We start from the raw sequence: 23,822 nt of genomic DNA on the forward strand, positions 1-23,822 counted from the left end.
CGCATAGTACAGCGGCCGCGCCCGCTTGTCATCCGGCCCGCTCCCGGCGCGTGGGGCAGACACACCTCTTTGGAGGGCAACGGCAAAAAAAGGGACTTGCCCCGGCCAAAGATTTTTGGAGACGGGAGGTGAAATGGATCCGCCGCACATCTTGTTAATCCGATAGCCAGCATGCTAGTATCGCGTAACGCTTAAATATTACACGGTACCGGCCGCCGGACGCGAGCCCGCCGTGAGCAAGAGTGTTACATGGCACGGGTCTCTTTTGCCGTTGAGACAAAAAGGCACGATGTTCCTTTCGGCGGTCCCTGTCCAATTGCCTGCCGTCGTCTCCCGAATATGCGCTGAAGGACGGCCTATGAGAGAGAGAGAGAGAGAGAGAGAGAGAGAGAGAGAGAGAGAGAGAGAGAGAGAGAGAGAGCATCATGAGGCCGTATGCGTCGGATGACCCGGCTGCCGCGGCTATGGAAAGGCGCTATGCCCGCCTGTTGAGCAATTTCTACGACCAGATCTACGAGCTGGATTTCAACGCCGATTTTTACCGTTCTGTCTTTCAGAGCGGCGAAAAATTCTGTGCGCCGCCGGAGGGCCGCGGCCTCGCCGTCATGCTGGAAGCGGCCGCCGACACCCTGATCCATCCCGAGGACAAGGCCGGCTTCCGGCAGATGTTCCGGCGGGAGGAACTGCGCCGCGCCCTGGCGACCACCGGCAGAAGCACGGGCGCCGAATACCGCAAAAAATGCCTGGACGGCAGCTACCGCTGGGTGCGCATCATGGTTTTTCCTTTCGACGAGAGCGGGCGGGAACGCTATCTGATCTGCTTTCAGGATATCGACGGTTACAAACACCTCGGCGCCAGCACCCGCGAAAATGTCATCCTGCACCTCCAGAGCCTGGATTACCTGCGCTACAGGGCGATTACCGAACAGACGCGCAGCCTGGTCTTCGAATGGCAGGAACAGACGCTCACCTATGTGGACGCCGCGATTCCCCGGCTGCTGGCAGGAAGTTACGACGGCCGACATCTCTTTGACCTCTGGCGCGAAGACAGCGTCCTTTTTTCCGAAGACCGCCCCATGTTCGAAAATTTTCTGCGCGCTCTGGCCGCCGGCGATCTCTCCAGCGCGGTCACCGTGCGCCTGCGCCGCAGGACGGGCGCGTTCACCTGGTACGTCGTTTCCTGCACCCGGATCGACAACACCGCGACCGGCGCGCGCTATGTGGGCAGCCTCCGGGATGTGGACAAGGCCATCCACACCGCGCACTCCCTGCGCCAGCAGGCGGAATACGACGACCTGACCGGAGCCTGCACCATGCCTACCTTTCTGGGAAAAACCGAACGGCTGCTGCGCAGGTATCCGGACACGCCGCGCCATATCGTGCGCTATGACGTGACGGGCTTCAAATCCATCGACGAACGCTTCGGCCAGGAAGAAGGCAGGCGCCTTTTGCGGGCCATCTCCTACCTGACCAAAGAGAACCTCTCTGCGGACCGGGAGATTTTTGCCCGGCTCTCCGGCGATATTTTCCTGGCCTGCCTGGAGGGCGACCACGAGCGCGTCTGGGAATTCATGGAATGGCTGCGCTACGGCACCGCGGAATACGCCAAGGCCTACCGGCCCGAACTCTTTTTCGGCGTCTGCCGGGTGGATGACCCGGCAACCCCGGTGCGCGAAATCTGCGAGCGGGCCTATCTGGCCCTCAAGTCCGTCAAGGGCCGCGGCATGACCGACTATGCCTTTTATGACGACGAGTTGCGCAACCGGGTGCTGGACGAACTCTTCATCAAGGACCAGATGTACACGGCCCTGGCCGAAGGCCAGTTCGTAGCCTACCTCCAGCCCAAGGTGGAAATATTCAGCGGGCGCATTGTGGGAGCCGAAGCCCTGGCCCGCTGGCGACATCCGGAACGGGGCCTGATCCCGCCGAGCCGTTTTGTGCCCTTTTTCGAACGCAACGGCTTCATCATCCAGCTGGACGAATACATCTGGGAGGAGGCCTGCAAGCTGCTGCGCTCCTGGCTGGACAAGGGCTACCGTCCCCTGCCCGTGTCCATCAATGTCTCGCGCATGCACTTCAACGACAACGGCTTCTGCGACAAATTGCGGGCCCTGACCGACAAATACCGACTGCCCCGGCATCTGCTGGAACTGGAGCTCACGGAGAGCGCCTTTTTTGAAAATGAAAAAATCCTCCAGCGAACCATGCACAGCCTTCAGGAGAACGGTTTCGCCTTTTCCATGGATGACTTCGGCACCGGCTACTCTTCGCTGAACACCCTGCGTGCCCTGCCTTTCAATACCGTCAAGCTCGACCGCGCCTTTGTCAGCGACAGCACGGGCAACCAGCGCGGCCGCATTGTGGCCCGCAACACCATCGTCCTGGCCAAGCAGCTCGGCATGCGGATCATCGCGGAAGGCGTGGAAACCGTGGAGCAGGCCCTTTTTCTGCGGAACATGGGTTGCGACCACGCCCAGGGCTTTTATTACTCGCGCCCCATGGACGCGCGGGAATTCGAGGTCTTCAGTTTCGTGCGCGGCAAAAGCTTCTGGGTGGACCCGCGCCTTCAGGACCGCCTCCCCGGCACGGAACCCGACGAAGCCGCGGAAGAATAAACCACGTCGCAACGTGCCCGGATTGCCAACGATTGGCGGGAATGCTAGAAAAAAACTGAACGAAGCCCCTTGGCATGGGTTTCCAAACGCCGACCGCGTCGAGGATGCGTAATGGAACAGCGGGTTCAGACATCGGCCGCCCCGGCGCTGGGACCGGCGACGGACGAGATGGAGCAGGCCCGCTACAACTGCGTGCTGCGCAGCATCTTCGGCGAAATCTTTGAAGTGGATTTCAGCGGCGACAGCTACCGCCTGATCCACATGGGCGACGTGCTCTTCTGCCCGCCGCCGCCCGGCATGGGCGTGGCCGCCACCCTGCGGGCCATTGCCGAGACGCTCATCCATCCTGAAGACCGGGAAATTTTCCTGCACCTGCTCAATCCCAAGACCCTGCACCAGGGAGAAAGCCTCAAACAGGGCTATGCTTCCGGCGACGTGCGCAAAAAATGCCGCGACGGGCAATACCGCTGGGCGCGCTTCACGGTCTTTCCCTTGGCCTGCGCCGCTTCCGGCCGCCCTCTGCATATGATCTGCGTGCAGGATGTAGACGAACAGAAACGCGCCGTCGGCCTGGCCCGCGAAAACGCCCTGCTCCAGCGTCGGCGGCTGGACGAGCTGCGTTACAAGGCCGTGCTGGACCACACCAATACCCTGGTGTTCGAATGGCGCGACAATCAGCCCACCTACACCTCGCCGCACATTCCGCAACTGTTGGCGGGCGATTACAACGGCCGCTGGCTTTTTGACGTCTGGCGCGAGGACAATGTGCTTTCCCCGGAGGACGGGGGGATCTTCAAGGACTGCCTGAACGCGCTGGAACAGGGCGCCTCCTCGGGCGAGATGACCGTGCGCCTGCGCCGCCGGGACGGGCGCTTCATCTGGTGCAGGGTCACCTATACCTGCCTGACCGACCCGGACCTCGGCATCCGCTACATCGGCACCATCAACGACGTGGACGAAGTCACCCGGGCCACGCAGGCCCTGCGCTTCAGGGCTGAATACGACCCCCTGACCGGCGCGTACAACATGCAGACCTTTTTTGAAAAGGCCGACCTGCTGATCCGCCAGGGCGACGGGCCGCGGCATATCGTGCGTTTCGACGTGGCGGGCTTCAAAGGCATCAACGAAATGTTCGGCCTGGAGGAAGGCGACCGCCTGCTGCGGGCCATCGCCCATCTTGTGCGCGAACAGATCGACAAACGGCTGGAAACCTTCGCCCGCCTGTCCGGCGACGTGTTTGTGGCCTGCCTCGCGGGCGACCGCGAGCGGGTCCGACATTTTGTGGGCTGGCTCTCGCGCCAGTTGCGCGAATATACCCAATCCTACCGTGTCATGCTCTTTTTCGGCATCTGCCCGGTGGAAAAACGCAGGACCCCGGTGCACGTGCTCTGCGACTGGGCCCATCTGGCCCTGAAAACCGTCAAAGGCAGCGATCTGACCAACTACGCCTTTTACGACGGCGAGTTGCGCGCCCGGCTGCTGGATGAAAATAATATCAAGGACCAGATGCACGAGGCCCTGGAAAAAGGCCAGTTCGTGCTCTACCTCCAGCCCAAGGTGGAGATTTCCAGCGGCCGAATTGTGGGGGCCGAGGCCCTGGCCCGCTGGCAACACCCCACGGACGGGCTGATCCTGCCGGGCCGCTTTGTGCCGCTGTTCGAACGCAACGGCTTCATCGTCCGTTTTGACGAGTACATCTGGGAACAGACCTGTAAAATGCTGCGCCTCTGGCTGGACAAGGGCTATCGGCCCACGCCCGTGTCCATTAACGTCTCCCGCATGCACTTCAACGACGACCGTTTCTGCGGCAAGCTGCTGACCCTGACCGACAAATACCGCCTGCCCCGGCACCTGCTGGAACTGGAACTCACGGAAAGCGCCTTTTTTGAAAGCGAAAGAACCCTGATCCGGGTCATGAACGACCTCCAGGAACAGGGCTTCGTCTTTTCCATGGACGATTTCGGCACGGGCTATTCCTCCTTGAGCACCCTGCGCGCCCTGCCCTTCAACATCGTCAAGCTGGACCGCACCTTCATCAGTGACGGCACGGACAATGAACGCGGCCAGATCGTAGCCCGCAACACCGTCACCCTGGCCCGCCAGCTCAAGATGAAAATCATCGCCGAAGGCGTGGAAACTGTGGAGCAGGCGCGCTTTCTGCTCAGCATCGGCTGCAATTACGCCCAGGGCTACTATTACTCGCGCCCGGTGGATCCCGAAGAATTCGAGGTGCTCAGCTTTGTGCAGGAAAAGGCCTTCTGGGTGGACCCCAGCCTCCAGGAGGAAGCCCGCCGCCTGAACCTGCCCCTGGGCTTGAACGCTCCGGACCGGGAATACTGAACCGCCGCATTGCCGGAAGCTTTTCCTGATCCGTGCGCCTCTCGGAAAGGCCGTCGGGGGGCAACGCCGCTCCCAATTCATGCCCGCCCCCCCATTGAACACCGCCCTCGTGCGGCGATTTTCCACGCCTTCGCCCCGTGGGCTTGTCCCTCGGCAATGCTTGACAGCGCAGGCCAAAGCATATATCAATTTATCTAGATATTGTGATGAGAAACGGAAAGCGGTGTAAATCCGCTACGGACGCGCCACTGTAACCGGGACAAACCCAACCGAAGCCACTGTTCGACACGGACGAACGGGAAGGCAAGGCGAGCACGGGCCGGAAGTCAGGAGACGACTTGTCACAATGGCCGCGATTGGTGCGGCACGGCAGTACTGTCTCGCGTATAGGCATTTGCCCGGACTGGAGCTTACGTTTGAAATTGCCGCCCAACGGCCCGGCATCTCCGCTGTTTTGCGTTCCACGGCCCACCGGCGGATGCGCCGTGCGGCAATTTCGCGGCGCGGATTTTCCTGAAAGCCCGCGCGGAGCGGTTTGTCCCGCACAAAGTCGGACCGCCCTCTCCGGATGCATCCCTGTATTCCGGCTCCGGACGCACGTGAAATGGACTGCCCTTTCAACTCTTTTGAAAGGAGCATCCCATGCGAACTCACATTCTCGGTTTCCCGTCCATCGGAAAACAGCGGGAGCTGAAACAGGCTCTCGAAGCCTTCTGGAAAGGCGATCTTGCCGCTGAAGCGCTTGCCGAAACCTGCACGGCGCTGAAGAAACGCCATTGGCGCATCCAGCAAGACGCCGGTCTTGACTATGTGACCACAGGCGATTTTTCACTCTATGACCGCATGCTGGACATAACCCGCATGCTCGGCGCAATGCCTCCCCGCTTTGCCCCCTGCCTCAAGGACGCGCACCCGGATCTGTATTTCAGCATGGCGCGCGGCGATGCGCGGCGCAACATCCCGGCCTTGGAAATGACCAAGTGGTTTGACACCAACTACCACTATCTTGTGCCGGAAATCGATGCCGATACGCCCTGGCATCGCGAAGAGCACCCGCTGGTCGCGGATACAAGGCTGGCCGGGGAACTCGGCTTTTCGCCGAAACCGGCCCTGATCGGTCCGTTCACCTGGCTGGCCCTGGCAAAAGCCCGCAACGGCGCGCGCAAGTGGGAGCGTCTGGACGCGGTTACGGCCGCCTATGCCGACCTTTTTACGCTTCTTGCGCCCTTGTGCGACCGCATCCAGGTTGAGGAACCCGTGCTCTGCACGGAACTTCTGCCGCAAGAGGCGAGCGTGGCTTTTCGGGAGGTCTACGCGGCCCTGAACGCGACCGGCAACGGCAAGCTCATGCTGACGACCTATTTCGGCCCGCTCTGCCGGAATCTGGATCTAGCCCTCGCTTCCGGCTGCGCAACGCTGCATGTGGACATGGTGCGCGGCAGGGAACAACTGGATGCCGTTCTGGACAAGCTCCCCGCCGACACGGCGCTTTCGCTCGGCGTGGTGAACGGACGCAATATCTGGAAAAGCGATTACGCCCAAATCCTGCCCCTTGTCACGCGGGCCGTCGCCGCGCTCGGCACGGAACGGGTTTTGCTGGGATCAAGCTGCTCGCTGCTGCACTGCCCTGTGGACCTGGAGAAAGAAACAACCCTGCCGGAGCACATCCGGAACCGCATGGCCTTTGCCGTGCAGAAGTGCGCGGAGCTGACCGACCTGCGAAACATCGCGGAAAACAGCGACCACGCGGCCCTGGCGGCCAATGCCGCCGTATTGCGGGCGGCTGCCGGGCATGCCGACAGCCGCATTGACGCCGTGCGCCGACGCGCGTCCGCCGTCACGCCGGACCAGCTTTCCCGCCGCTCGGCCTATCCGCAACGGCATGCCGCGCAGTCCTGGCTCAACCTGCCCCCGCTGCCCACCACGACCATCGGCTCCTTCCCGCAGACCGCCGCCATCCGTAAAACACGCCTGGACTACAAGCGGGGCGACATGCCGGAAGCGGACTATCTGGCCGCCATCAGACAAGAAATCAAAAACTGCATCGCAAAGCAGGAGAAACTGGGCCTGGACGTCCTTGTGCATGGCGAGGCTGAACGCAACGATATGGTGGAATATTTCGGCCAGCAGCTCGGCGGCTTCTGCTTTACGCAGAATGGCTGGGTGCAGAGCTACGGCAGCCGCTGCGTAAAGCCGCCCGTCATCTACGGCGACGTGTACCGCAAGCGGCCCATGACCGTGGACTGGATTCTCTACGCGCAGTCGCTCACGCAAAAACCGGTCAAGGGCATGCTGACCGGCCCGGTGACGATTCTCTGCTGGAGCTTCGTTCGCGAAGACCTGGAACGCGGCGAAGTCTGCAAACAGATCGCCCTGGCTATCCGCGACGAAGTGCTAGATCTGGAAAAGGCGGGCATCCGCATCATCCAGATCGACGAAGCGGCCCTGCGGGAAGGCATGCCCCTGACCAAAGCTGCGGCGGAAGACTATCTGCGCCGGGCGGTGGACGCCTTCCGTCTGGCCGCGTCCGGCGTGGAGGACGCCACACAGATCCACACCCATATGTGCTACAGCGAGTTCAACGCCATTCTGCCCTGGATCGCCCAAATGGATGCGGACGTCATCAGCATTGAATCCAGCCGCAGCGGCATGGAACTGCTGGAAGCCTTCACCGCGTTCCACTATCAGGGAGAAGTGGGGCCGGGCGTGTACGACATCCACAGCCCGCGCATCCCTGGCGTGGAGGAGATGACGGATCTCCTGCGCAGGGCCTTGCGCCACATTCCCAAGGAACAGTTGTGGGTAAATCCCGATTGCGGCCTGAAAACCCGCCAGTGGGACGAGGCATATCCTTCTCTTGAGAATATGGTCGCCGCCGCTTTGCGGGTACGTGAAAGCCTGCGCTGACGCGTACCGGACGGGTCGAAACCTGCCTGTCCCATAGATTGGTAAGGAAGTGCTGATTACTGAGGATGTTGTTCTTTGCCGAGGGCGACGGAGCGGGCCTGACGCGGGCAGAGGGCAAAAAGACCGGTAGTCAGCGCTTCCTTAAAACGGAAGACGCAGCAGACGCAGGCTGTCGGGCTGGATATAGAGCAGACGGCCCTGGCTCACGGCCTCGGGCCGGGTGACGAAACTGTCCTTGCGGATGTTCAGAATGGCTTCGGCCTCGTGGCTGCAATCAAAGAGGTGCAGGATTTCATCGTTCATGTGGTCGGCGGTGGTCCAGTGGCGGTTCACCGGCGGGCCCTCCGGGGTCAGGCTGCGCAGAAAGCGGAAAATGACCGCGCGGCCGCGCTCCGGCGCGAGCCATTCCCGGCAGGCCCGCCAGAGCTCGTCCACTGTGGGCTGCTCCTCCGGGGCAAAAGGCCTGCGCACCTCCAGGGGAAAGGCGCGACTCTGCGCCCGCAGCATGCCGTCCACCAGATTGAGATAATCTGTTTCCTGATCCAGCACGGCCCTGAAGGCCTCGGGCGCGCCTGCCAGGGCCAGCAGGGTTTCGTTGAGAATGTCCCGCGCCTTGAGCACCCGGATGCCGTGGGTCAGGCGCAGAGCGTTAAGTACCGCGTAAATGGCGCAGAAGGTATCCAGTTTGCCCTGATAAAACGGTTTGACCATGCAAGCCTCCGCGCATTGTTATGCCCGCAAGCCTAGGGGGGGTCAAGGCGGACATGCCGCGCGCCCCGAGCTTTCCCGGCCTGTTTTCCTTTACAAGCCTGGTGCGCGCATGTATAAAAGGACATTCATCAACTATATCACAATACCTTGATATGCAGATATTAACCAATCCCCAAGAATTGGCGGCCCAATGCCGGGCCTGGCACGCCCAAGGCGAGGATATCGCCCTGGTTCCCACCATGGGTTATTACCACGCCGGGCATGAAGACCTGATGGTCCACGCGCGCGGCCTGGCCAAGCGCCTGGTGGTCAGCCTGTTCGTGAATCCCGCGCAGTTCGGCCCCGGCGAGGATCTGGAAGCCTACCCCCGCGATGCCGAGCGCGACGCCGCCATTGCCGAAAGCCACGGCGCGGACGTGCTCTTCATGCCCGAGCCGGGTTCCATGTACGCGCCGGACCACGCCACCTGGGTGGAGGTGCCGGAACTGGCGAAAGGCCTCTGCGGCCAGAGCCGGCCCATCCATTTCCGGGGGGTCTGCACCGTGGTGCTCAAACTTTTTATGCTCACTCGGGCCGATGTCGCCGTATTCGGCCAGAAGGACTGGCAGCAGCAGGCCATCATCCGCCGTATGGTCCGCGACCTCAACGTGCCCACGCGCATTGAGGCCCGTCCGACGGTGCGCGAGGCCGACGGTCTGGCCCTGTCCTCCCGCAACGTCTATATGACCGCCGCGGAACGCGCCCAGGCCCCGGAAATCCGCGCGGCCCTGCTCTACGCCCAAAAGCTGACGCAGGAAGGCGAAACCAGCGCGGCCCTGCTGCGCGAGGCCGTGCTGCGGCGCTGGGCCGAGCGCCTGCCTCTGGGCCGTCTGGACTATCTTTCCATTGTGCATCCCGAATCCATGGCTCAGCTCAACGAGGTAAACGGCCCGGCCCTGATGGCCTGCGCGGTGCGCATGGGCAAGGCCCGGCTCATTGACAATATTCTGCTGCGTTCATAAGACGACATTCCATTTCGCAAGGAGACGACAATGCAAACCAAGGGCAAATACTTTTTCACCTCCGAATCCGTGACCGAGGGACATCCCGACAAGGTGGCCGACCAGATTTCCGACGCCGTGCTGGACACCCTGCTGGCCCAGGACTCGGAAGCTCACGTGGCCTGCGAAACTCTGGTGACCACGGGCATGGCCGTCATTGCCGGCGAAATCAGCACGCGCGGCTATGCGGACCTGCCCAAGGTGGTGCGCGATACCATCAAGAACATCGGCTATAACAGCTCGGAAATGGGCTTTGACTGGCAGACCTGCGCGGTGATCTCCTCCATCGACCATCAGTCGCCGGACATCGCTCAGGGCGTGCTGCGCACCAAGCCCGAAGACCAGGGTGCCGGCGACCAGGGCATGATGTTCGGCTACGCCTGCAATGAAACCGCCACCCTGATGCCCGCGCCCATCTACTGGGCCCACCAGCTTTCGCAACAGCTGGCCCGCGTGCGCAAGGACGGCATCGTGGACTTCTTCCGCCCGGACGGCAAAACCCAGGTCTCCTTCGAGTATCAGGACGGCAAGCCCGTGCGCATCAACAACGTGGTGGTTTCCACCCAGCATGCGGCCGGCGCCAGCCAGGGCGAAGTGGCCGAAGCCGTGAAAAACGAGGTCATCCGCCCCATTCTTGGACCCTCGGGCTATTTTGACGAAAAGGACTGCGAAATCTTCATCAACACCACGGGCCGCTTCGTGGTGGGCGGCCCCATGGGCGACTGCGGGTTGACCGGCCGCAAAATCATTCAGGATACCTATGGCGGCAGCGGCCATCACGGCGGCGGCGCATTTTCCGGCAAGGACCCTTCCAAGGTGGACCGCTCCGGCGCATATATGGGCCGCTACATTGCCAAGAACGTGGTGGCCGCCGGTCTCGCGCCGGTCTGCGAAGTGCAGATCGCCTATTGCATCGGCGTGGCCCAGCCGGTGAGCGTGCTGGTGTCCTCTCAGGGCACGGGCGACATCCCGGACGAAATCCTGACCAAGGCCGTGCGCGAAGTCTTTGACCTGCGCCCCTATTTCATCAGCAAGCGCCTGAACCTCAAGCGCCCCATTTACGCCAAGACCTCCTGCTACGGGCATTTCGGCCGCGAGCTGCCGGAGTTCACCTGGGAAGCCACGGACGCGGCGGCCGACCTGCGCACCGCCGCCAAGGTTTAGGGCCTGTTAACACTGTTTGACAAAGAGCGAGTATTCCGTAAGAATGTCTTATGCAAATTACTCGCGAACAATATGAGAGAATCGCTGACTGCTTCCCGCGCCAAAGAGGTAATGTCCATTTTGACAATCTCCAGGTGTTGAATGCGATTCTGTACGTTGCGGAGCATGGGTGTAAATGGCGTGGACTGCCGAAAAATTTTGGCTGTTGGCACAGCATCTACACGCGCATGAACCGCTGGAGCAAGAACGGAGTTCTTGACCGTATATTTGAACGCCTTCAACAAGAGCAGATACTCCGCCTTAAAATAGAAGCAGTTTCTCTCGACAGTACTATTGTTAAGGTTCATCCCGATGGAACAGGGGCCTTAAAAAAACAGGTCCGCAGTCCATCGGAAAGTCCAGAGGCGGCTGGACGACCAAGCTTCATATGGTTGCCGCGAATGCTGAATGCGGGTTGAATTTCAGCCTCACTCCCGGCAACGCCGGCGATGCCCCCGAGGGGCGCAGGCTGCTTATCCAGTTGGGGCCGATGCCAGCGCCGTGCAGCTTGCTTATGGATGGCGCATATGAGGGTAATGAAACGACTCGCTTGGGACGTGAGTTGGGCTTCACTCCGGTGGTGCCGCCCAATCCCAACCGACTGAAACCGTGGGAGTATGACAAAGAGCTATACAAAAGACGTAATGAGGTAGAACGGCTTTTCAGGAGGCTCAAAGGCTTCCGCCGTGTTTTTACTCGGTTCGATAAGCTCGATGTCATGTTCCTGGCCTTTGTCGTCTTTGCGTTAATTGTTATAGCTCTGAAATAGTGTTAACAGGCCCTAGCGCGGCGTCATACGTCTGCTTTGATGGCTGGGGCTACGCCTTTCAGCTCCCGGCCGGATTGAAAAATTGAAAAAAACATCCGCGGGTCAGGGACGGCATTCTTCGCCGCCCCTGACCCGCGGATGTTTTTCCATATTAGAGCATTTCAACGTTGAACTGCTCTAAAAAGCAACAAAACGCTTTTCCCGCAGGACGCTCCGGCCCCACGTCGACGCCGGTCCCTCAACGCCCCCTCTTCATACGCCGTCTTTCGTTCCTGGAACGGCTACGGCCACTTTATTTTCCAGCCACAGCAGCAGATGGTTCGCCCCTATGGCCAGGCAGGCGGAAAGCAGGGCACCCCACATGATTTTATACATATTCATGGAGCGCAAGCCGTCAAACAAAATGCTGCCCAGGCCGCCCGCATTGATGGTCGCGGCGATGGTCGCTATGCCGATGGTCGAAACGGCGGCAAGGCGGAGTCCGGCGAACAGGGGAGTGAGCGACAGGGGCAGGCGGATTTTGTACAGCACCTGCAACGTGGACATGCCCATTCCGGCGGCGGCCTCGAGCACCGCCGGGTCCACCCCGCGCAGACCGGCAAGAAAATTGCGCAGCAGCACATATTGATTGTAGAGGATGAGAACAATGATCGCCGTGGTCGTCCCCAGGCCGGTGGCGGGAATGAGGATGGCGAACAACGCCAGGCTGGGAATGGCGTAAATCACGGAAAAGAGGTTTACCAGAAAGGCGGACCAGACCTTCGAATACATGGCCGTCACGGTCAAAACCGCAGCAGCAGCCAGCGAGAGCCCGAGAACAACGGCAACCATCCACAGATGCTCGAGAAATGCCCGGCCAAGCGTGGCGTATTGGCTGAACAGATAGTCAAGCATCGGCAAAACCTACCCAGAGCCGTTGCTGCTGCCGCGCGGAGCCGACAAGGGAGGCCACAAAGTCATCGGCCGGTTCCCGGATGATATTCACCGGCGTGTCGAACTGGCAGACTTTGCCCTGGTTCATCACAACCACTCTGTCTCCCAGCTTGACGGCCTCGGCAATATCATGGGTGACAAAAAGGAATGTTTTTTTCAGGCCGCCGTGCAATCGGAGCAATTCATCCTGAAGACTGTTCCGGGTTATGGCGTCAATGGCACCGAACGGCTCATCCAGAAGCATGATCTTGGGGTCCACCGCCAGCGCGCGGGCAAGTCCGACCCGCTGCTGCTGGCCGCCGGAAAGTTGTCCTGGGTAACGGGCATGGAAGAGGTCCGGCTCGAGGCCAACCAGACGCAGCAGTTCCTCCACCCGCGCCGCGATGCGCCGCCGGTCCCACCCGAGCAGCTCGGGGACCGTCGCGATGTTCCCGGCCACGGTCATGTGAGGGAACAGGCCCGCCTGCTGGATGACGTAACCGATGCGCCGCCGCAGCTTGATCACATCGACATCCCGCGCGTTCTCGCCGAAAAGATAAATGGACCCGGTGTCCGGTTCATACAGCCGATTCACCATTTTCAACAGGGTGGTTTTGCCGGAGCCTGACGACCCGAGAATGGTGATGAACTCCCCCTCGTTAATGGAAAGATGCACATGATCGACGGCAAACGGCCCGGAGCGGCCGAAACGCTTGCTGACGCCGTCAAATAAAATGGCGCATCGGCTCACCGCCCTTCTCCGCCGGGTTGCGGCCGTATCCCGAGGTAGAACTCCTTCGCCACATCCGCGATCTCCCTTTTGTCCACATCCACTTTGGCGTTGAGCGCGGTCATGGTGCCGGTGTCAAGAGAGGCGCTTACCCGGTTCAGGATACCCGCAATGTCGGGATGCGCCGCCAGCACGTCGGCACGAATGACCGGAGCCAGGTAATACGGCGACCACATGTGCTTGTCGTCCCGCAGAAGCGTGAATTTTTTGGTGTCCGCCAAACGGCCCTCGGTGGTATAGGCGGGAACAAGGTCAGCCTCATCATCCAGCAGAACCTGATACTTCAGGCCGTTGTCGAAAACCCGCGAAGACTTCCAGCGGAACGGCCCGTACACCTGCTCCAGGCCGGGTAGGCCGTCGGCGCGCTGGTCGAACTCTCCCTGGGATGCGAAGCGGATCTTGTGGGCATTCCGTTGCAGATCGGAGATGGTGGCTATGCCGAACTCCCGGGCCACGGATGTTTTCAGGGCCAAGCCCTGGCTGTCGTTGGCGCGGGACGGCTCAAGCCAGACAAGGTTGAAGCGCCGGGCATACTCCCGTTTGACCGTTGCGTATACCTGCGCGGGGTCCGCCATGGCTTCCATTTTCAGCACCGTCAGCAGGCCTGTCCCGGTGTATTCCGGATAGAGGTCAATCTCGCCGTTCACAATGGAGGCATGCACCACCGATCCCGCAATAGTAAAAACGCGCTTTACCGTATATCCGGCGTCTTCAAGGGCGAGGGCGTACAATTCGCCGACGACCAGGTTTTCCGTAAAATCCTTGGTTCCGACCCTGATGGCCGTCCCTTTTGTCTCGCCGCCGCACGAGAACAGCAGCATCCCCGCCGCCAAAATTCCCATTGCCGCCATGACGGCCTTTTTCCAGGTTTTCATGCTTTCTCCCGCTCTCATGCCTCTCTGTGCCGGAACAGCGCTTTGTCCAGGACGGCGAACGTCAATCCGCCGGCCAGCGAGAGAACCGCGACGGAGAAACCGCCGATGAGAAGCAGATCGATTCTGTTCAAACCAAGACCGGTAAAAATAATTTCGCCCAGCCCTCCGGCGCCGATTTTCGCCGCAAGGGTCGCACTCGCTATTATTTCAATGACAGCGATTTTCACGCCTGTCAAAATCATGGGCATAGCCAGGGGAAAACGCACTCTCCGCCAGACCTGCCGCCGGGTCATGCCCAGCCCCGCCGCTGTTTCCAGCATACCTTGCGGCACCCCGTCCAGACCGGCAACGGTGTTCAGCAGGATGGGCGGTACGGCCAACAACACAAGCGCGGCGGTCGCGGGCATGAATCCCGTGCCCATGACAGGAATAAGCAGAAAAAGCACCGCCAGGCTCGGAACGATGCGAAGCGTCTGGAACACGGCGAGCAGCGCTTTTTTCAGACCGCCATACCGCACGCACAAGTATCCTCCGGGGACGGCAATGAGCAGCGCCACGGCGAGAGACGCCGCGCTGATCAGCACATGCTCCCGCACCGCGGACCAGAAAGCCGCGCTGTTGGCCATGAAGTATGCGATTATCGCCTGACGCATGCGGGCCTCAATGTCTTTTGGCGAAAGACCGCTTCGCCGTGGTGCATTGACAAGTATGCCAAAGTCGTCTTTGTCCGGCGTTCCGGCTTGCCGTTCCCATTGAGAAATACTTTTTACTCTTCTTTTTGCGGATCAATTTCACTATAGGGCAGATTACCTTTGAAACGCTTTCCGTTTCAAAGGGTTCATTCCGGCAAAAAGCTCGGTTATCACTGCTGCCGATCCCCGTATGGCTCCGTTGTCGCCAACGGGGACTGCCCATCAGGCTGCCTTCGGTCGCTTTGCCGGAATCCACGCCGCGTTGCTCTCAATGCCTGTACGCCCTTTGGGCTACAGGCACGGCCCTACGGGCCGCGCGTCGGGCCGGTCTTCGCGGCGCGCCTCACCGTGTTCGGCGTTGGAGCATTTCAAAATTGAAATGCTGTTGTTACGCCTTTTGTTCGCCAACGTGTTTCCGCTCTTCCGGAAACACAGAAGCCTCCTCTCAGGATTGAGAACATAATATATATCGCATATCAAATTTTGGCAAATCAACAACCGAGATTATCTCGTGATTTCAGGATAATGCGGATTTCTTCCTCAATTACGGGCCATATCAAATTTTTGCGCGCGAGCATTCCGCGCGCCGGAATCCCCCGAAGACCGCCTTTACCCGTCTTAACCTTTCCTCTTCATATTTCTTCCGTTTATGATCGCCTGTGAGAGAGCTGAATACGACCGGCTGCATGTGAGCAAGTCCTTTGCCTACCCGCACAGCCATGCAATGTCACAGGCGCTCGTTTATGCATGACGCGCAACACGTCCGGCGCGTGAAATACCTGAACCTTGCCAGTGGCCGGAGCCTTTAATATACTGCGAAACCGGACCAGTTGCGGACGGGCCCCTCCACCGCAACGCCAGCCCAAGGAGCCCCATGAGCCAGAACAATTTCCCAAGCCTTTTCGCGTGTTGCCCTCTTCCCGTTCTCTTCCCGGACATCTTCACCGGCACGGCCGCGGACAGGGCGTAACCATGGCGGGCAACACTTTCGGGCGCGTTCTGCGCCTGACCACGTTCGGCGAATCCCACGGGCCCGGCCTGGGCGGCATACTGGACGGCTGTCCGGCGGGCCTGGAGCTGTGCGAGGCGGACATTCAGGCCGACCTGGACCTGCGCAAGCCCGGCCAGGGCCCCACAGCCACCAAACGCAGGGAGGCGGACCGGGTGCGCCTGCTTTCCGGCGTGTTCGAAGGCCGCACAACAGGCACGCCCATTGCCTTTTATATCGCCAATGAAGACCAGCGCTCGCGCGACTACGGCAATCTGGCCGAAATCTTCCGGCCCGGCCATGCGGACTGGAGCTATTTTCAGAAATACAACGGCATCCGCGACCATCGCGGCGGCGGCCGCTCCTCGGGCCGGGAAACAGCCGCACGCGTGGCCGGGGGCGTGATCGCCAGAAAAATTCTGGCCCGCCGGGGCGTGACCGTTCTGGCGGCCTGCGTGGAGCTGGGCGGCATTGCCGTGCCCGCCGTGGATATGGACGGCGCTTTACGCCGCCCGTATTTCGCGGCTTCGGACGCCGGCCCGGCCCTCTGGGACGCGGCTGTGGCCGAAGCCCGCAAGGCCGGGGACACCCTGGGCGGCATTGTGCAGATCGTGGCCCGCGACGTGCCCGCCGGACTGGGCGAACCGGTCTTCGACAAGCTGGAGGCGGTGCTGGCCCATGCCGTCATGAGCGTGGGCGCGGTCAAGGGCGTGGAAGTGGGCGAAGGCTTCGCGGCGGCCCGCCTGCGCGGCTCACAGAATAATGATCCCCTGCTGCCCGGCGCGGACGGCGCCATTGAATCCGTGCGCTTCGCCTCCAATCACGCCGGCGGCATCTTGGGCGGCATTTCCAGCGGTCAGGACATCATACTGCGCGCGGCCGTCAAGCCCATCGCCTCCATCGCGCACGACCAGCATACCGTGGACACGACAGGCCGCGCCGCCACAGTGCGTATCGGGGGCCGCCACGACCTCTGCGCCATCCCGCGCATTGTGCCCGTGCTTTCGGCCATGACCGCCCTGGCCCTGGCCGACGTCCTGTTGCTGCAAAGCCGCATGGGGCACGGCCTGTGAGCCCGTGCCCCGCAACGGATGGACGCGCTCTGGCGGATCTGAAATCCGTGGGCATGGCCACGCTGGCGGACTTCCGCCTGCTGGGCGTGAGCAGCGTGGCGGCTCTGGCCGCCCGCGACCCGCGTGAACTCTACGAGCGCCTTTGCCGTCTGAAGGGCGTCAGCGTGGACATCTGCCAGTACGATCTTTTTTGTTGCGCTGCGGCGCAGGCCCGCGATCCGTATCTGCCGCCGGAGCAGTGCGACTGGTTCTGGTGGTCGCGCCGACGCAAGGCGACCAAGCCGGATAAGGCGGAGGACTGATGGCCGATCTGCCCCTGCTGCGCGATCCCGACGCCGTGGAACTCACCGGCACGGTGGAGCGCGTGATCTTCCACAATGAAGAAAACGGCTACACTGTCCTTCGCCTGTTGCCCGACAAGGGCCTGACCGGCGAGGCCAAGGTAACGGGCGCGCCGCCGCGTACCGTCAGCCGCGATCCCGTGTCCTGCGTGGGGCACATGGTGGACCCGCAGGCCGGGGTCCAGCTCAAGGTGGCCGGGCGCTGGGTGAACAACGTCCGTTTCGGCCGTCAGGTGGAATTCAACACCGCCGAGGAAGTGCTGCCCGCCACCAGCGAGGGCATCCGTCTCTATCTGGCCTCGGGCCTGATCAAGGGCGTGGGCGAAGAACTGGCCGGGCGCATTGTGGAAGCCTTCGGCACGGACACCATCCGCGTGCTGGACGAGGAACCCGAGCGCCTGCTCAAAGTGCGCGGCCTGGGCCGCAAAAGCCTGGGCCGCATCCGCGACTCCTGGGCCGAACACCGGGGCATGCGCGATCTGCTGCTTTTTTTGCAGCCCCACGGCATCACCCCGGCCTATGCCGTGCGCATCTACCGGGCCTACGGCAGCCAGGCCCTTAACGTGGTGCGCGAAAATCCCTACCGCCTGGCCATGGACATTCACGGCATCGGTTTTGTGACCGCCGACGCGGCCGCCGCAAAGCTGGGCTTTGAAGCGGACAATCCGCTGCGCATCCAGGCGGGCACGCTCTATATTCTGCAAAAGGCCACGGATGACGGCAACGTCTACCTACCCGAGCACAAGCTGGTGCGGGACGTCTGCGCACAGCTGAGCGTGGAGCCGGAACAGGCCCGGGACGCCATTGCCGCCCTGGAACAGGACGAACGCCTGGTACGCGAGGCCATGGACGCGCCCGAAGATTCCGAGGGCCAGGACGGCGCGGACGACTTTGATGCCGGGGACGGCGTGGAAGTGGGCGTCTATCTGCGTCGCTATCATCATTGCGAATCCAAAACCGCTTTTTATCTCCAACGCCTGTTGCACTCGCCCAAGGCCGTGCGCTTTGAAAATCCGGACGCGCTGGTGGACAAGGTCACGGCCGAGCTGCCCATCGCCCTGGCCCCGGAACAGCTGGAAGCCGTGCGCACGGCGGCGCGCAGCAAGGTCATGGTGCTCACCGGCGGCCCCGGCACGGGCAAGACCACCATCATCAACGCGATCATCAAATTGTTCGGTGAAGTGCGGGCGCGCATCCTGCTGGCCGCGCCCACGGGCCGGGCCGCCAAACGCATGGCCGAAACCTCGGGCCGCGAGGCGCGCACCATCCACCGTCTGCTGGAGTATAGCCCCAAGGAGGACGGCTTCGCCCGCAACGAGGACAATCCTCTGGCCTGCGGCCTGCTGGTGGTGGATGAAGCCTCCATGATGGACACCCTGCTCTTCTACCATCTGCTCAAAGCCGTGCCCCTGGGCGCGACCCTGGTGCTGGTGGGCGACGTCTACCAGTTGCCCTCGGTGGGGCCGGGCAATGTGCTGTCGGACATCATTTCCTCGGGCGTGTTGCCGGTGGTGGAGCTGACCGAAATTTTCCGCCAGTCCGCCGAGAGCGAAATCATCTGCAACGCGCACCTCATCAACCACGGCGAGATTCCCTGCCTGGAATCCAGCAAGGAACGGCTGTCGGATTTTTACTTCATCCATCAGAACGACCCGGAAAAGGCGGCCGATCTGATGGTGGATCTGGTCAAAAATCATATCCCGCGCCGTTTCGGCCTGGACCCGGTGGACGACATCCAGGTGCTCACGCCCATGCACAAGGGCGCCGTGGGCGCGGGCCAGATGAACACCCGCCTGCAGGAAGCCCTCAATCCCAACGGCCTGGAGGTGCGGCGCGGCGACCGGGCCTTCCGCCTGCACGACAAGGTCATGCAGGTGCGCAACAATTACGAGAAAGATGTCTTTAACGGCGACATGGGCCGCATTGTCTTTCTGGACTCCAAGGAGCGCACCCTGAGCGTCAGTTTTGACGAACGCGTGGTGCCCTACGACTTTGAGGAACTGGACGAACTGGCCCCGGCCTACGCCATTTCCATCCATAAGTCCCAGGGCTCGGAATACCCGGCCGTGGTTATTCCCATCATGATGCAGCATTACGTGCTGCTCCAGCGCAACCTGATCTATACCGGAGTGACGCGCGGCAAAAAGCTGGTGGTGCTGGTGGGCGAATCCCGCGCCCTGCATATGGCCGTCAAAAACAACAAGACGCGCAAGCGCTATACGCGCCTGGCTTGGCGCTTGGCGCCGCAGGGCTAGGAGCAAGGTCGAACGTTTTCGTTGCTACTTATTAAGGAAAGAAGAGACATGAATGAAAGAGCATTGCTGATAAGATCCGATTGGCGCGAAGACCTGCTGAAATTGTGGCAGCGCATTCCCGTAGATTGGAAAAAGGCTTTTATCGCGGCAATGCTGATCAATATCATCGTCTATTTCTTTGATCTGGCACAATTTCCTCTTGGCGATCACGACGTAGGTTATGAAGACGGCATTCCTCTCTTGAGCGGAGGTCGAACGGGCCGTTGGTTTACCCCCTTTCTACATCTGCTGAGCGGCCATGTGCAAATTCCTGTCTACACCCAGCTTCTGGCTTTTGCCACACAGATTGCCGCAGGTATGGGCGCGGTTCTGCTCTGGCGCCCCAAGGCCGGGGCGTGGCTTCTGTTCGCTGGCGGTATTATGATTTCCTGCATGCCAGCGGTGACGGATTTTTACTATTATCACTACATGGCGCTGGCCTTTACAGCTTCACAACTCTTTATGGTCCTCGCCCTACACGCCAGCCTGAAACCGGGAAGGCATCGCCTGCTGAGCTATGCTTTGGCCGTCGTTCTGACGACATGTGCATTGGCCAGCTATCAATCTTCCATCATGACCTGGACCACCTGCTTCTGGGGCTTAGTTCTGATCAAACTTCTGGAATGGGACGGCAGGTTGAGCGCGCTATATGTTTTGTGCAAAGCGCTCTGTCCGGCATTGCTCTGCCTTATGGCGGCTTGCCTGCTCTATGCAGTAAGCCTGCGCCTTTATCCCCTGGTAGGCTTCTCTCTGGATTTATACCAGTTTCAGACCGTCGTGTTCACCGATCTGCCGCAGCGCCTTTGGGAGCTGGTGCGCCAATCCTGGCTACATCTTGTCGTGCCGCAGGGTTTTATGTCTCTATGGCTTAAAATCCTTCTACTTTGCGCTCTGGCGGGAGGCGCGGCAGCCATGCTGAGCAGGGCGGTGCATGTGACACAACACCAGCTCCTGAAAGTTTCCATTCTCATAGTGGCCATTGCACTCTTCCCGGTAGCCGCCAAGTCGCAATTTCTGGTCAGCAACAACAGCAATTGGTACCTTTACCGTTTTCTGGCGATGGGTCTCAGCTATGTATACAGTTTTTTCCTTCTGACATTGCTTGCCGACAGCAAAACGCCCATACGCAATGCCGGTCTTTTGCTTTTTATTCTGTTACTGCCGTGCATGGCCGTCAACTGTCTGGACCAACAAATCCGTCATGTGCGCTCCACAGAGCATGATCTGGCGGTGCTCAATCGTGTCATTGGGCGCATAGAAAGCCTGCCGAATTTCGACCCTGACAAAACATACAATCTTGTTCAACTGGGCCGTACTAAGCCTTACCTCCAAGATACCCCTCGGGTTGGCCCTTTGACGCCCCTGTCTTCCCAAACAATATCCCAAGCCTGGAATCCCGGCTTTGAGCTTTGGTTGCTCTCCAAATATCTCAAACTGGGAGACAGGCTTAATGAAGAAATCCAGAAGCGGCCGGATCTTATGGAAAAAGCTCTACATTTTGCGCGCGACAAGCAAGCTTTTCCACATCAGGGGTCTATCGGCATTGTGGATGATACAATTATTCTACTTTTTGATCGCGACGCCATTCCGACGGCAGAGGCTCGTTTAAAAACACTGAAACAATAATCTCAAATATGCTGCGAACATTATACCGGAGGCCGCTGAATGGTCTGCCCCCTGTCAAATAGACAAGTAAAAAGGTCCATGGCGTAATCAAGCGGCCAGTTTTTTCCGGTACTCCACCGGGGAAAGCTGGCCGAGCCTTTTCTGAAACCGTTCCGTGTTATAGAAACGGGTATGTTCTACCACAAGTGCGATCGTCTGCTCGGCGCTGCATAACGTTTTTCCCGCAAAAGTTTCTGTCTTGAGGTGGGAAAAAAATGATTCCATGCAAGCATTATCTAAGCAATTCCCCCTTCGGGAGTGGCTGCCTCGCAGGCCGAAACGCTCAAGTTCTGCTTGATAAAGCTTGTGGGTGTACTGAAATCCCCGGTCGGAATGCAGTATCGCGCCATCCATGGCCGGAAGTCTCTTCAGACTGGTAAAGACAAGATCGAGCGTGTTTCTGGCTGAGAAGCTGTAAGAAACAATCTCGTTGTTGTATAAATCCTGAATAGCGGACAAATAAATAAAACCACTCGTTGTCGGCAGATATGTGACGTCCGTCGCAAGTTTTTTACCAGGAACAACACTTTTGAAATCGCGCTTTAAAAGGTCTGGGAAGACGACACTACCCGATCTGCCAAAGTATCGCCGTTTTTTACGGATAATCGATTGCATACTGCGTTCGCGCATAATTCGGTAAACACGCTTGTGATTCACCGCAAAGCCTTCACGGCGTAAAGCCGCTGCCACACGCCGGTAGCCGTAGAAAGGGCGCAACGAGTGGATGGCTTTGATGTGCTCCGTGATATCTTCGTTGTTGTCAACTTTGGTGCTTGCATTTTTCCATTTATAGTACCCGGAGCGGGATAGGCCGGAAAAATGCAACAAGATTGACAGCGGATATCTGACACGCATCTCACCAACTATTTTGAAAAGAACTCTTTTTTGTGCGCTCCCCATTCGTGCCCAAACCGGGAGCGATACAACTTTTTTACGTATTCAAGCTCAGCTTCCACATAGGCCAGTTTTTCCTCCACAGAGGAGAACGTTGTACGCGGGCGGCCTTTACGGCGCTCAGCATTTTTCCCACGGGTATCCTCAAGGGAATCTCCGCGCCTGACAGCAGCCACCCATTTTTGCAGTTGAGTCTTGCTCTTGAGCTCCAACTGCTCACTTAACTCGCGATAGCCGATGCCGCCTTCCTGGTATCGCTGTACCGCCTCCTGTTTAAACTCCACACTGTAAAATGCGTTTTTACCGCCTGCCATAAAATACCCCCATCAGGTTACAACGATTAGCCTATGTGGCCTTTTTGTCGTTGTCTACTCTGATGGGGCATATCAGACGCGGCCCTTTCTTTTTTACGCCGGATAACTGTCATAGAACCAATTAGCTCACTCTATATTGACAAAATACATTTTTAGGTCAATCGTAAAAAAAAATGGGAGGTGCGCCATGCCCAGCGACAACGCCCTTTTTAATTGCGACCAGGACCACGAGATCAATTATGTTGCGTCCTTATATCTGGAACAACAGAAAGTCCGTGAACTTCTCAAGGAAAAATGCGCCGACGGCGTTATCAGCCATTGGACGCATAAAAAACTGTATGCTTGGTTGGAAAGCCAGGGCTTTACCAAAATAAAATGACGCTTCGGCGGGCGGTTCCGTCCGCGCGTTCGAAGAAATCATTTCCGCGTCTGTACACGGACAGAAGGCGGCCGTACGGCCGCCTTCTGACGTTCATTCACTATTCCAGCGACGCTTAAGCCACCCGGCCCGCAGGACGCGCTTTTTCCCCGGCCGGGGCCTGCCGCCAAGAGGCGATATCCTCCACGCTGAGCAGGGGCATGGCGTGCGCGCGGGCAAAGGCCGCCACCTGAGGCAAACGGGCCATGCTGCCGTCCTCATTGGTCAGTTCGCAAAGTACCCCGCAGGGCTCAAGACCGGCCAGGGCCATGAGGTCCACCGTGGCTTCGGTATGGCCGCGACGCTCCAGAACGCCGCCGGGACGCGCCCGCAACGGAAAGACATGGCCGGGGCGGCGCAGATCTTCCGGCCGGGCCTCCGGGCTGACGGCGGCCTGTACCGTGGCCACACGATCAGCGGCGGAAACGCCGGTGGTCACCCCCTCGGTCGCCTCAATGGACACGGTAAAGGCCGTGCCCTGCGAATTGGTATTGACCTCCGTCATCATGGGCAGACGCAGGCGGCGGATGCGCTCGTCAGTCAGGCAGAGGCAAACAATGCCGCTGCAATGCCGGATCAGCAGGGCCATCTGCGGCACGGTGAGGAATTGGGCCGGAAAAACCAGATCGCCTTCGTTTTCGCGGTCCTCGTCATCCACGATGCAGACGCCCTGACCGGCGCGCACCGCATCCAGGGCGCGGCGCATCCGCTCCGTGGAAGAACCGAACAACACAAGGGGGGATTGGGACTGATGCATGACAGCTCCTTGTCCGGCCACAATGGCCGGGAGATGGTGCATCAGGGCGTGGCTGGATATCGCGCGCGTGAAGGATGTGGTGTTCTCCCGCAGGAAAATACCAAAGCAATTCCATACAAAACCTTACGGCCCCGCCAGGCGGCAGCTCAAGCTGACACCCACGCCGAAGGAAAGGAAAAGAATCTGCTTTCCGATTCCGGGGCGGCTTGTTCACTCACGCACGC

At 59.9% G+C, this 23,822-nt stretch carries 19 protein-coding genes and 1 riboswitch; of the genes, 11 read left to right on the forward strand and 8 right to left on the reverse strand.

Annotated elements, in window-relative coordinates:
• Nucleotides 1–425 precede the first annotated feature (425 nt).
• From HMPREF0326_RS02740 to metE, 3 genes are all read left to right on the forward strand, one after another.
• Nucleotides 426–2,615, forward strand: coding sequence for a putative bifunctional diguanylate cyclase/phosphodiesterase (locus HMPREF0326_RS02740; protein ID WP_008682681.1), 2,190 nt, complete (start codon nt 426–428; stop codon nt 2,613–2,615).
• A 111-nt stretch (nt 2,616–2,726) separates the two neighbouring features.
• On the forward strand, nt 2,727–4,955 hold the full coding sequence (locus tag HMPREF0326_RS02745) for a bifunctional diguanylate cyclase/phosphodiesterase (RefSeq protein ID WP_008682682.1): 2,229 nt from the start codon (nt 2,727–2,729) through the stop codon (nt 4,953–4,955).
• Between the two features lie 178 nt (nt 4,956–5,133).
• A riboswitch (cobalamin riboswitch) is annotated at nt 5,134–5,311 on the forward strand.
• Between the two features lie 286 nt (nt 5,312–5,597).
• Nucleotides 5,598–7,862 carry a 5-methyltetrahydropteroyltriglutamate--homocysteine S-methyltransferase gene (gene metE / locus HMPREF0326_RS02750; protein ID WP_008682683.1) on the forward strand — a complete coding sequence of 755 codons (2,265 nt, stop codon included), beginning with the start codon at nt 5,598–5,600 and terminating at the stop codon, nt 7,860–7,862.
• A 141-nt stretch (nt 7,863–8,003) separates the two neighbouring features.
• On the opposite strand, the gene HMPREF0326_RS02755 is transcribed toward metE, so the two are convergent.
• Nucleotides 8,004–8,573 carry a hypothetical protein gene (locus tag HMPREF0326_RS02755; protein ID WP_008682684.1) on the reverse strand — a complete coding sequence of 190 codons (570 nt, stop codon included), beginning with the start codon at nt 8,571–8,573 and terminating at the stop codon, nt 8,004–8,006.
• A 152-nt stretch (nt 8,574–8,725) separates the two neighbouring features.
• On the opposite strand from HMPREF0326_RS02755, the gene panC reads away from it, so the two are divergent.
• From panC to HMPREF0326_RS16585, 3 genes are all read left to right on the forward strand, one after another.
• Nucleotides 8,726–9,574, forward strand: coding sequence for a pantoate--beta-alanine ligase (gene panC, locus HMPREF0326_RS02760; protein WP_008682686.1), 849 nt, complete (start codon nt 8,726–8,728; stop codon nt 9,572–9,574).
• A 30-nt stretch (nt 9,575–9,604) separates the two neighbouring features.
• Nucleotides 9,605–10,777: a methionine adenosyltransferase gene (metK, locus tag HMPREF0326_RS02765; protein WP_008682688.1), complete on the forward strand. Its 1,173-nt coding sequence runs from the start codon at nt 9,605–9,607 to the stop codon at nt 10,775–10,777.
• A gap of 50 nt (nt 10,778–10,827) precedes the next feature.
• Nucleotides 10,828–11,585, forward strand: a protein-coding gene (locus HMPREF0326_RS16585) for an IS5 family transposase (RefSeq protein WP_147568365.1) whose coding sequence is annotated in 2 segments (ribosomal slippage) — nt 10,828–11,152 and nt 11,152–11,585 — 759 coding nt in all. Because the reading frame shifts where the segments join, the coding sequence is not laid out codon by codon here.
• A 252-nt stretch (nt 11,586–11,837) separates the two neighbouring features.
• On the opposite strand, the gene HMPREF0326_RS02780 is transcribed toward HMPREF0326_RS16585, so the two are convergent.
• Genes HMPREF0326_RS02780 through HMPREF0326_RS02795 form a run of 4 tightly spaced genes read right to left on the reverse strand, consistent with a single transcriptional unit; the run spans nt 11,838 to nt 14,746 of the window.
• Nucleotides 11,838–12,479, reverse strand: a complete 642-nt coding sequence (locus HMPREF0326_RS02780) for an ABC transporter permease (RefSeq protein WP_008682692.1) — start codon at nt 12,477–12,479, stop codon at nt 11,838–11,840.
• Nucleotides 12,472–13,248 carry an ABC transporter ATP-binding protein gene (locus tag HMPREF0326_RS02785; RefSeq protein ID WP_008682693.1) on the reverse strand — a complete coding sequence of 259 codons (777 nt, stop codon included), beginning with the start codon at nt 13,246–13,248 and terminating at the stop codon, nt 12,472–12,474. Before HMPREF0326_RS02785 ends, HMPREF0326_RS02780 begins: the two co-directional genes overlap by 8 nt.
• A complete protein-coding gene (locus HMPREF0326_RS02790) occupies nt 13,245–14,162 on the reverse strand; it encodes a glycine betaine ABC transporter substrate-binding protein (RefSeq protein ID WP_008682695.1) in 918 nt (305 codons plus the stop codon). The genes HMPREF0326_RS02785 and HMPREF0326_RS02790 overlap by 4 nt, the downstream gene beginning before the upstream one ends.
• A 14-nt stretch (nt 14,163–14,176) precedes the next feature.
• Entirely contained in the window at nt 14,177–14,746 is a 570-nt protein-coding gene (locus HMPREF0326_RS02795) for an ABC transporter permease (RefSeq protein ID WP_232224897.1), read from the reverse strand.
• 1,080 nt (nt 14,747–15,826) lie between these two features.
• On the opposite strand from HMPREF0326_RS02795, the gene aroC reads away from it, so the two are divergent.
• The 4 genes from aroC to HMPREF0326_RS02815 are packed head-to-tail and all read left to right on the forward strand — an operon-like array spanning nt 15,827 to nt 21,176.
• Nucleotides 15,827–16,915, forward strand: a complete 1,089-nt coding sequence (gene aroC, locus HMPREF0326_RS02800; protein ID WP_008682699.1) for a chorismate synthase — start codon at nt 15,827–15,829, stop codon at nt 16,913–16,915.
• Nucleotides 16,912–17,217, forward strand: a complete 306-nt coding sequence (locus tag HMPREF0326_RS15810; protein WP_020990180.1) for a helix-hairpin-helix domain-containing protein — start codon at nt 16,912–16,914, stop codon at nt 17,215–17,217. The genes aroC and HMPREF0326_RS15810 overlap by 4 nt, the downstream gene beginning before the upstream one ends.
• On the forward strand, nt 17,217–19,511 hold the full coding sequence (recD2, locus tag HMPREF0326_RS02810) for an SF1B family DNA helicase RecD2 (protein WP_020990181.1): 2,295 nt from the start codon (nt 17,217–17,219) through the stop codon (nt 19,509–19,511). Before HMPREF0326_RS15810 ends, recD2 begins: the two co-directional genes overlap by 1 nt.
• Before the next feature lie 48 nt (nt 19,512–19,559).
• Nucleotides 19,560–21,176 (forward strand): glucosyltransferase domain-containing protein, encoded by a 1,617-nt coding sequence (locus tag HMPREF0326_RS02815; protein WP_008682705.1) that lies wholly within the window; start codon nt 19,560–19,562, stop codon nt 21,174–21,176.
• 87 nt (nt 21,177–21,263) lie between these two features.
• Here HMPREF0326_RS02815 and HMPREF0326_RS02820 read toward each other — a convergent pair whose 3' ends face one another.
• A complete protein-coding gene (locus HMPREF0326_RS02820; RefSeq protein ID WP_008682707.1) occupies nt 21,264–22,070 on the reverse strand; it encodes an IS3 family transposase in 807 nt (268 codons plus the stop codon).
• Between the two features lie 8 nt (nt 22,071–22,078).
• Entirely contained in the window at nt 22,079–22,423 is a 345-nt protein-coding gene (locus HMPREF0326_RS02825; protein WP_008682709.1) for a transposase, read from the reverse strand.
• Nucleotides 22,424–22,610: 187 nt separating this feature from the next.
• Here HMPREF0326_RS02825 and HMPREF0326_RS02830 point away from each other — a divergent pair, with 187 nt between their 5' ends.
• The gene (locus tag HMPREF0326_RS02830; protein ID WP_009303252.1) at nt 22,611–22,802 is read left to right on the forward strand and encodes a hypothetical protein; all 192 of its coding nucleotides are present in this window, start codon (nt 22,611–22,613) and stop codon (nt 22,800–22,802) included.
• 115 nt (nt 22,803–22,917) lie between these two features.
• Here HMPREF0326_RS02830 and ribB read toward each other — a convergent pair whose 3' ends face one another.
• Nucleotides 22,918–23,598 (reverse strand): 3,4-dihydroxy-2-butanone-4-phosphate synthase, encoded by a 681-nt coding sequence (ribB, locus tag HMPREF0326_RS02835; RefSeq protein ID WP_008682711.1) that lies wholly within the window; start codon nt 23,596–23,598, stop codon nt 22,918–22,920.
• Between the last annotated feature and the right edge of the window lie 224 nt (nt 23,599–23,822).

The sequence above is a fragment of the Desulfovibrio sp. 3_1_syn3 genome, assembly GCF_000145315.2.
In the GTDB taxonomy this organism is placed as follows: Bacteria; Desulfobacterota; Desulfovibrionia; order Desulfovibrionales; family Desulfovibrionaceae; genus Desulfovibrio; species Desulfovibrio fairfieldensis.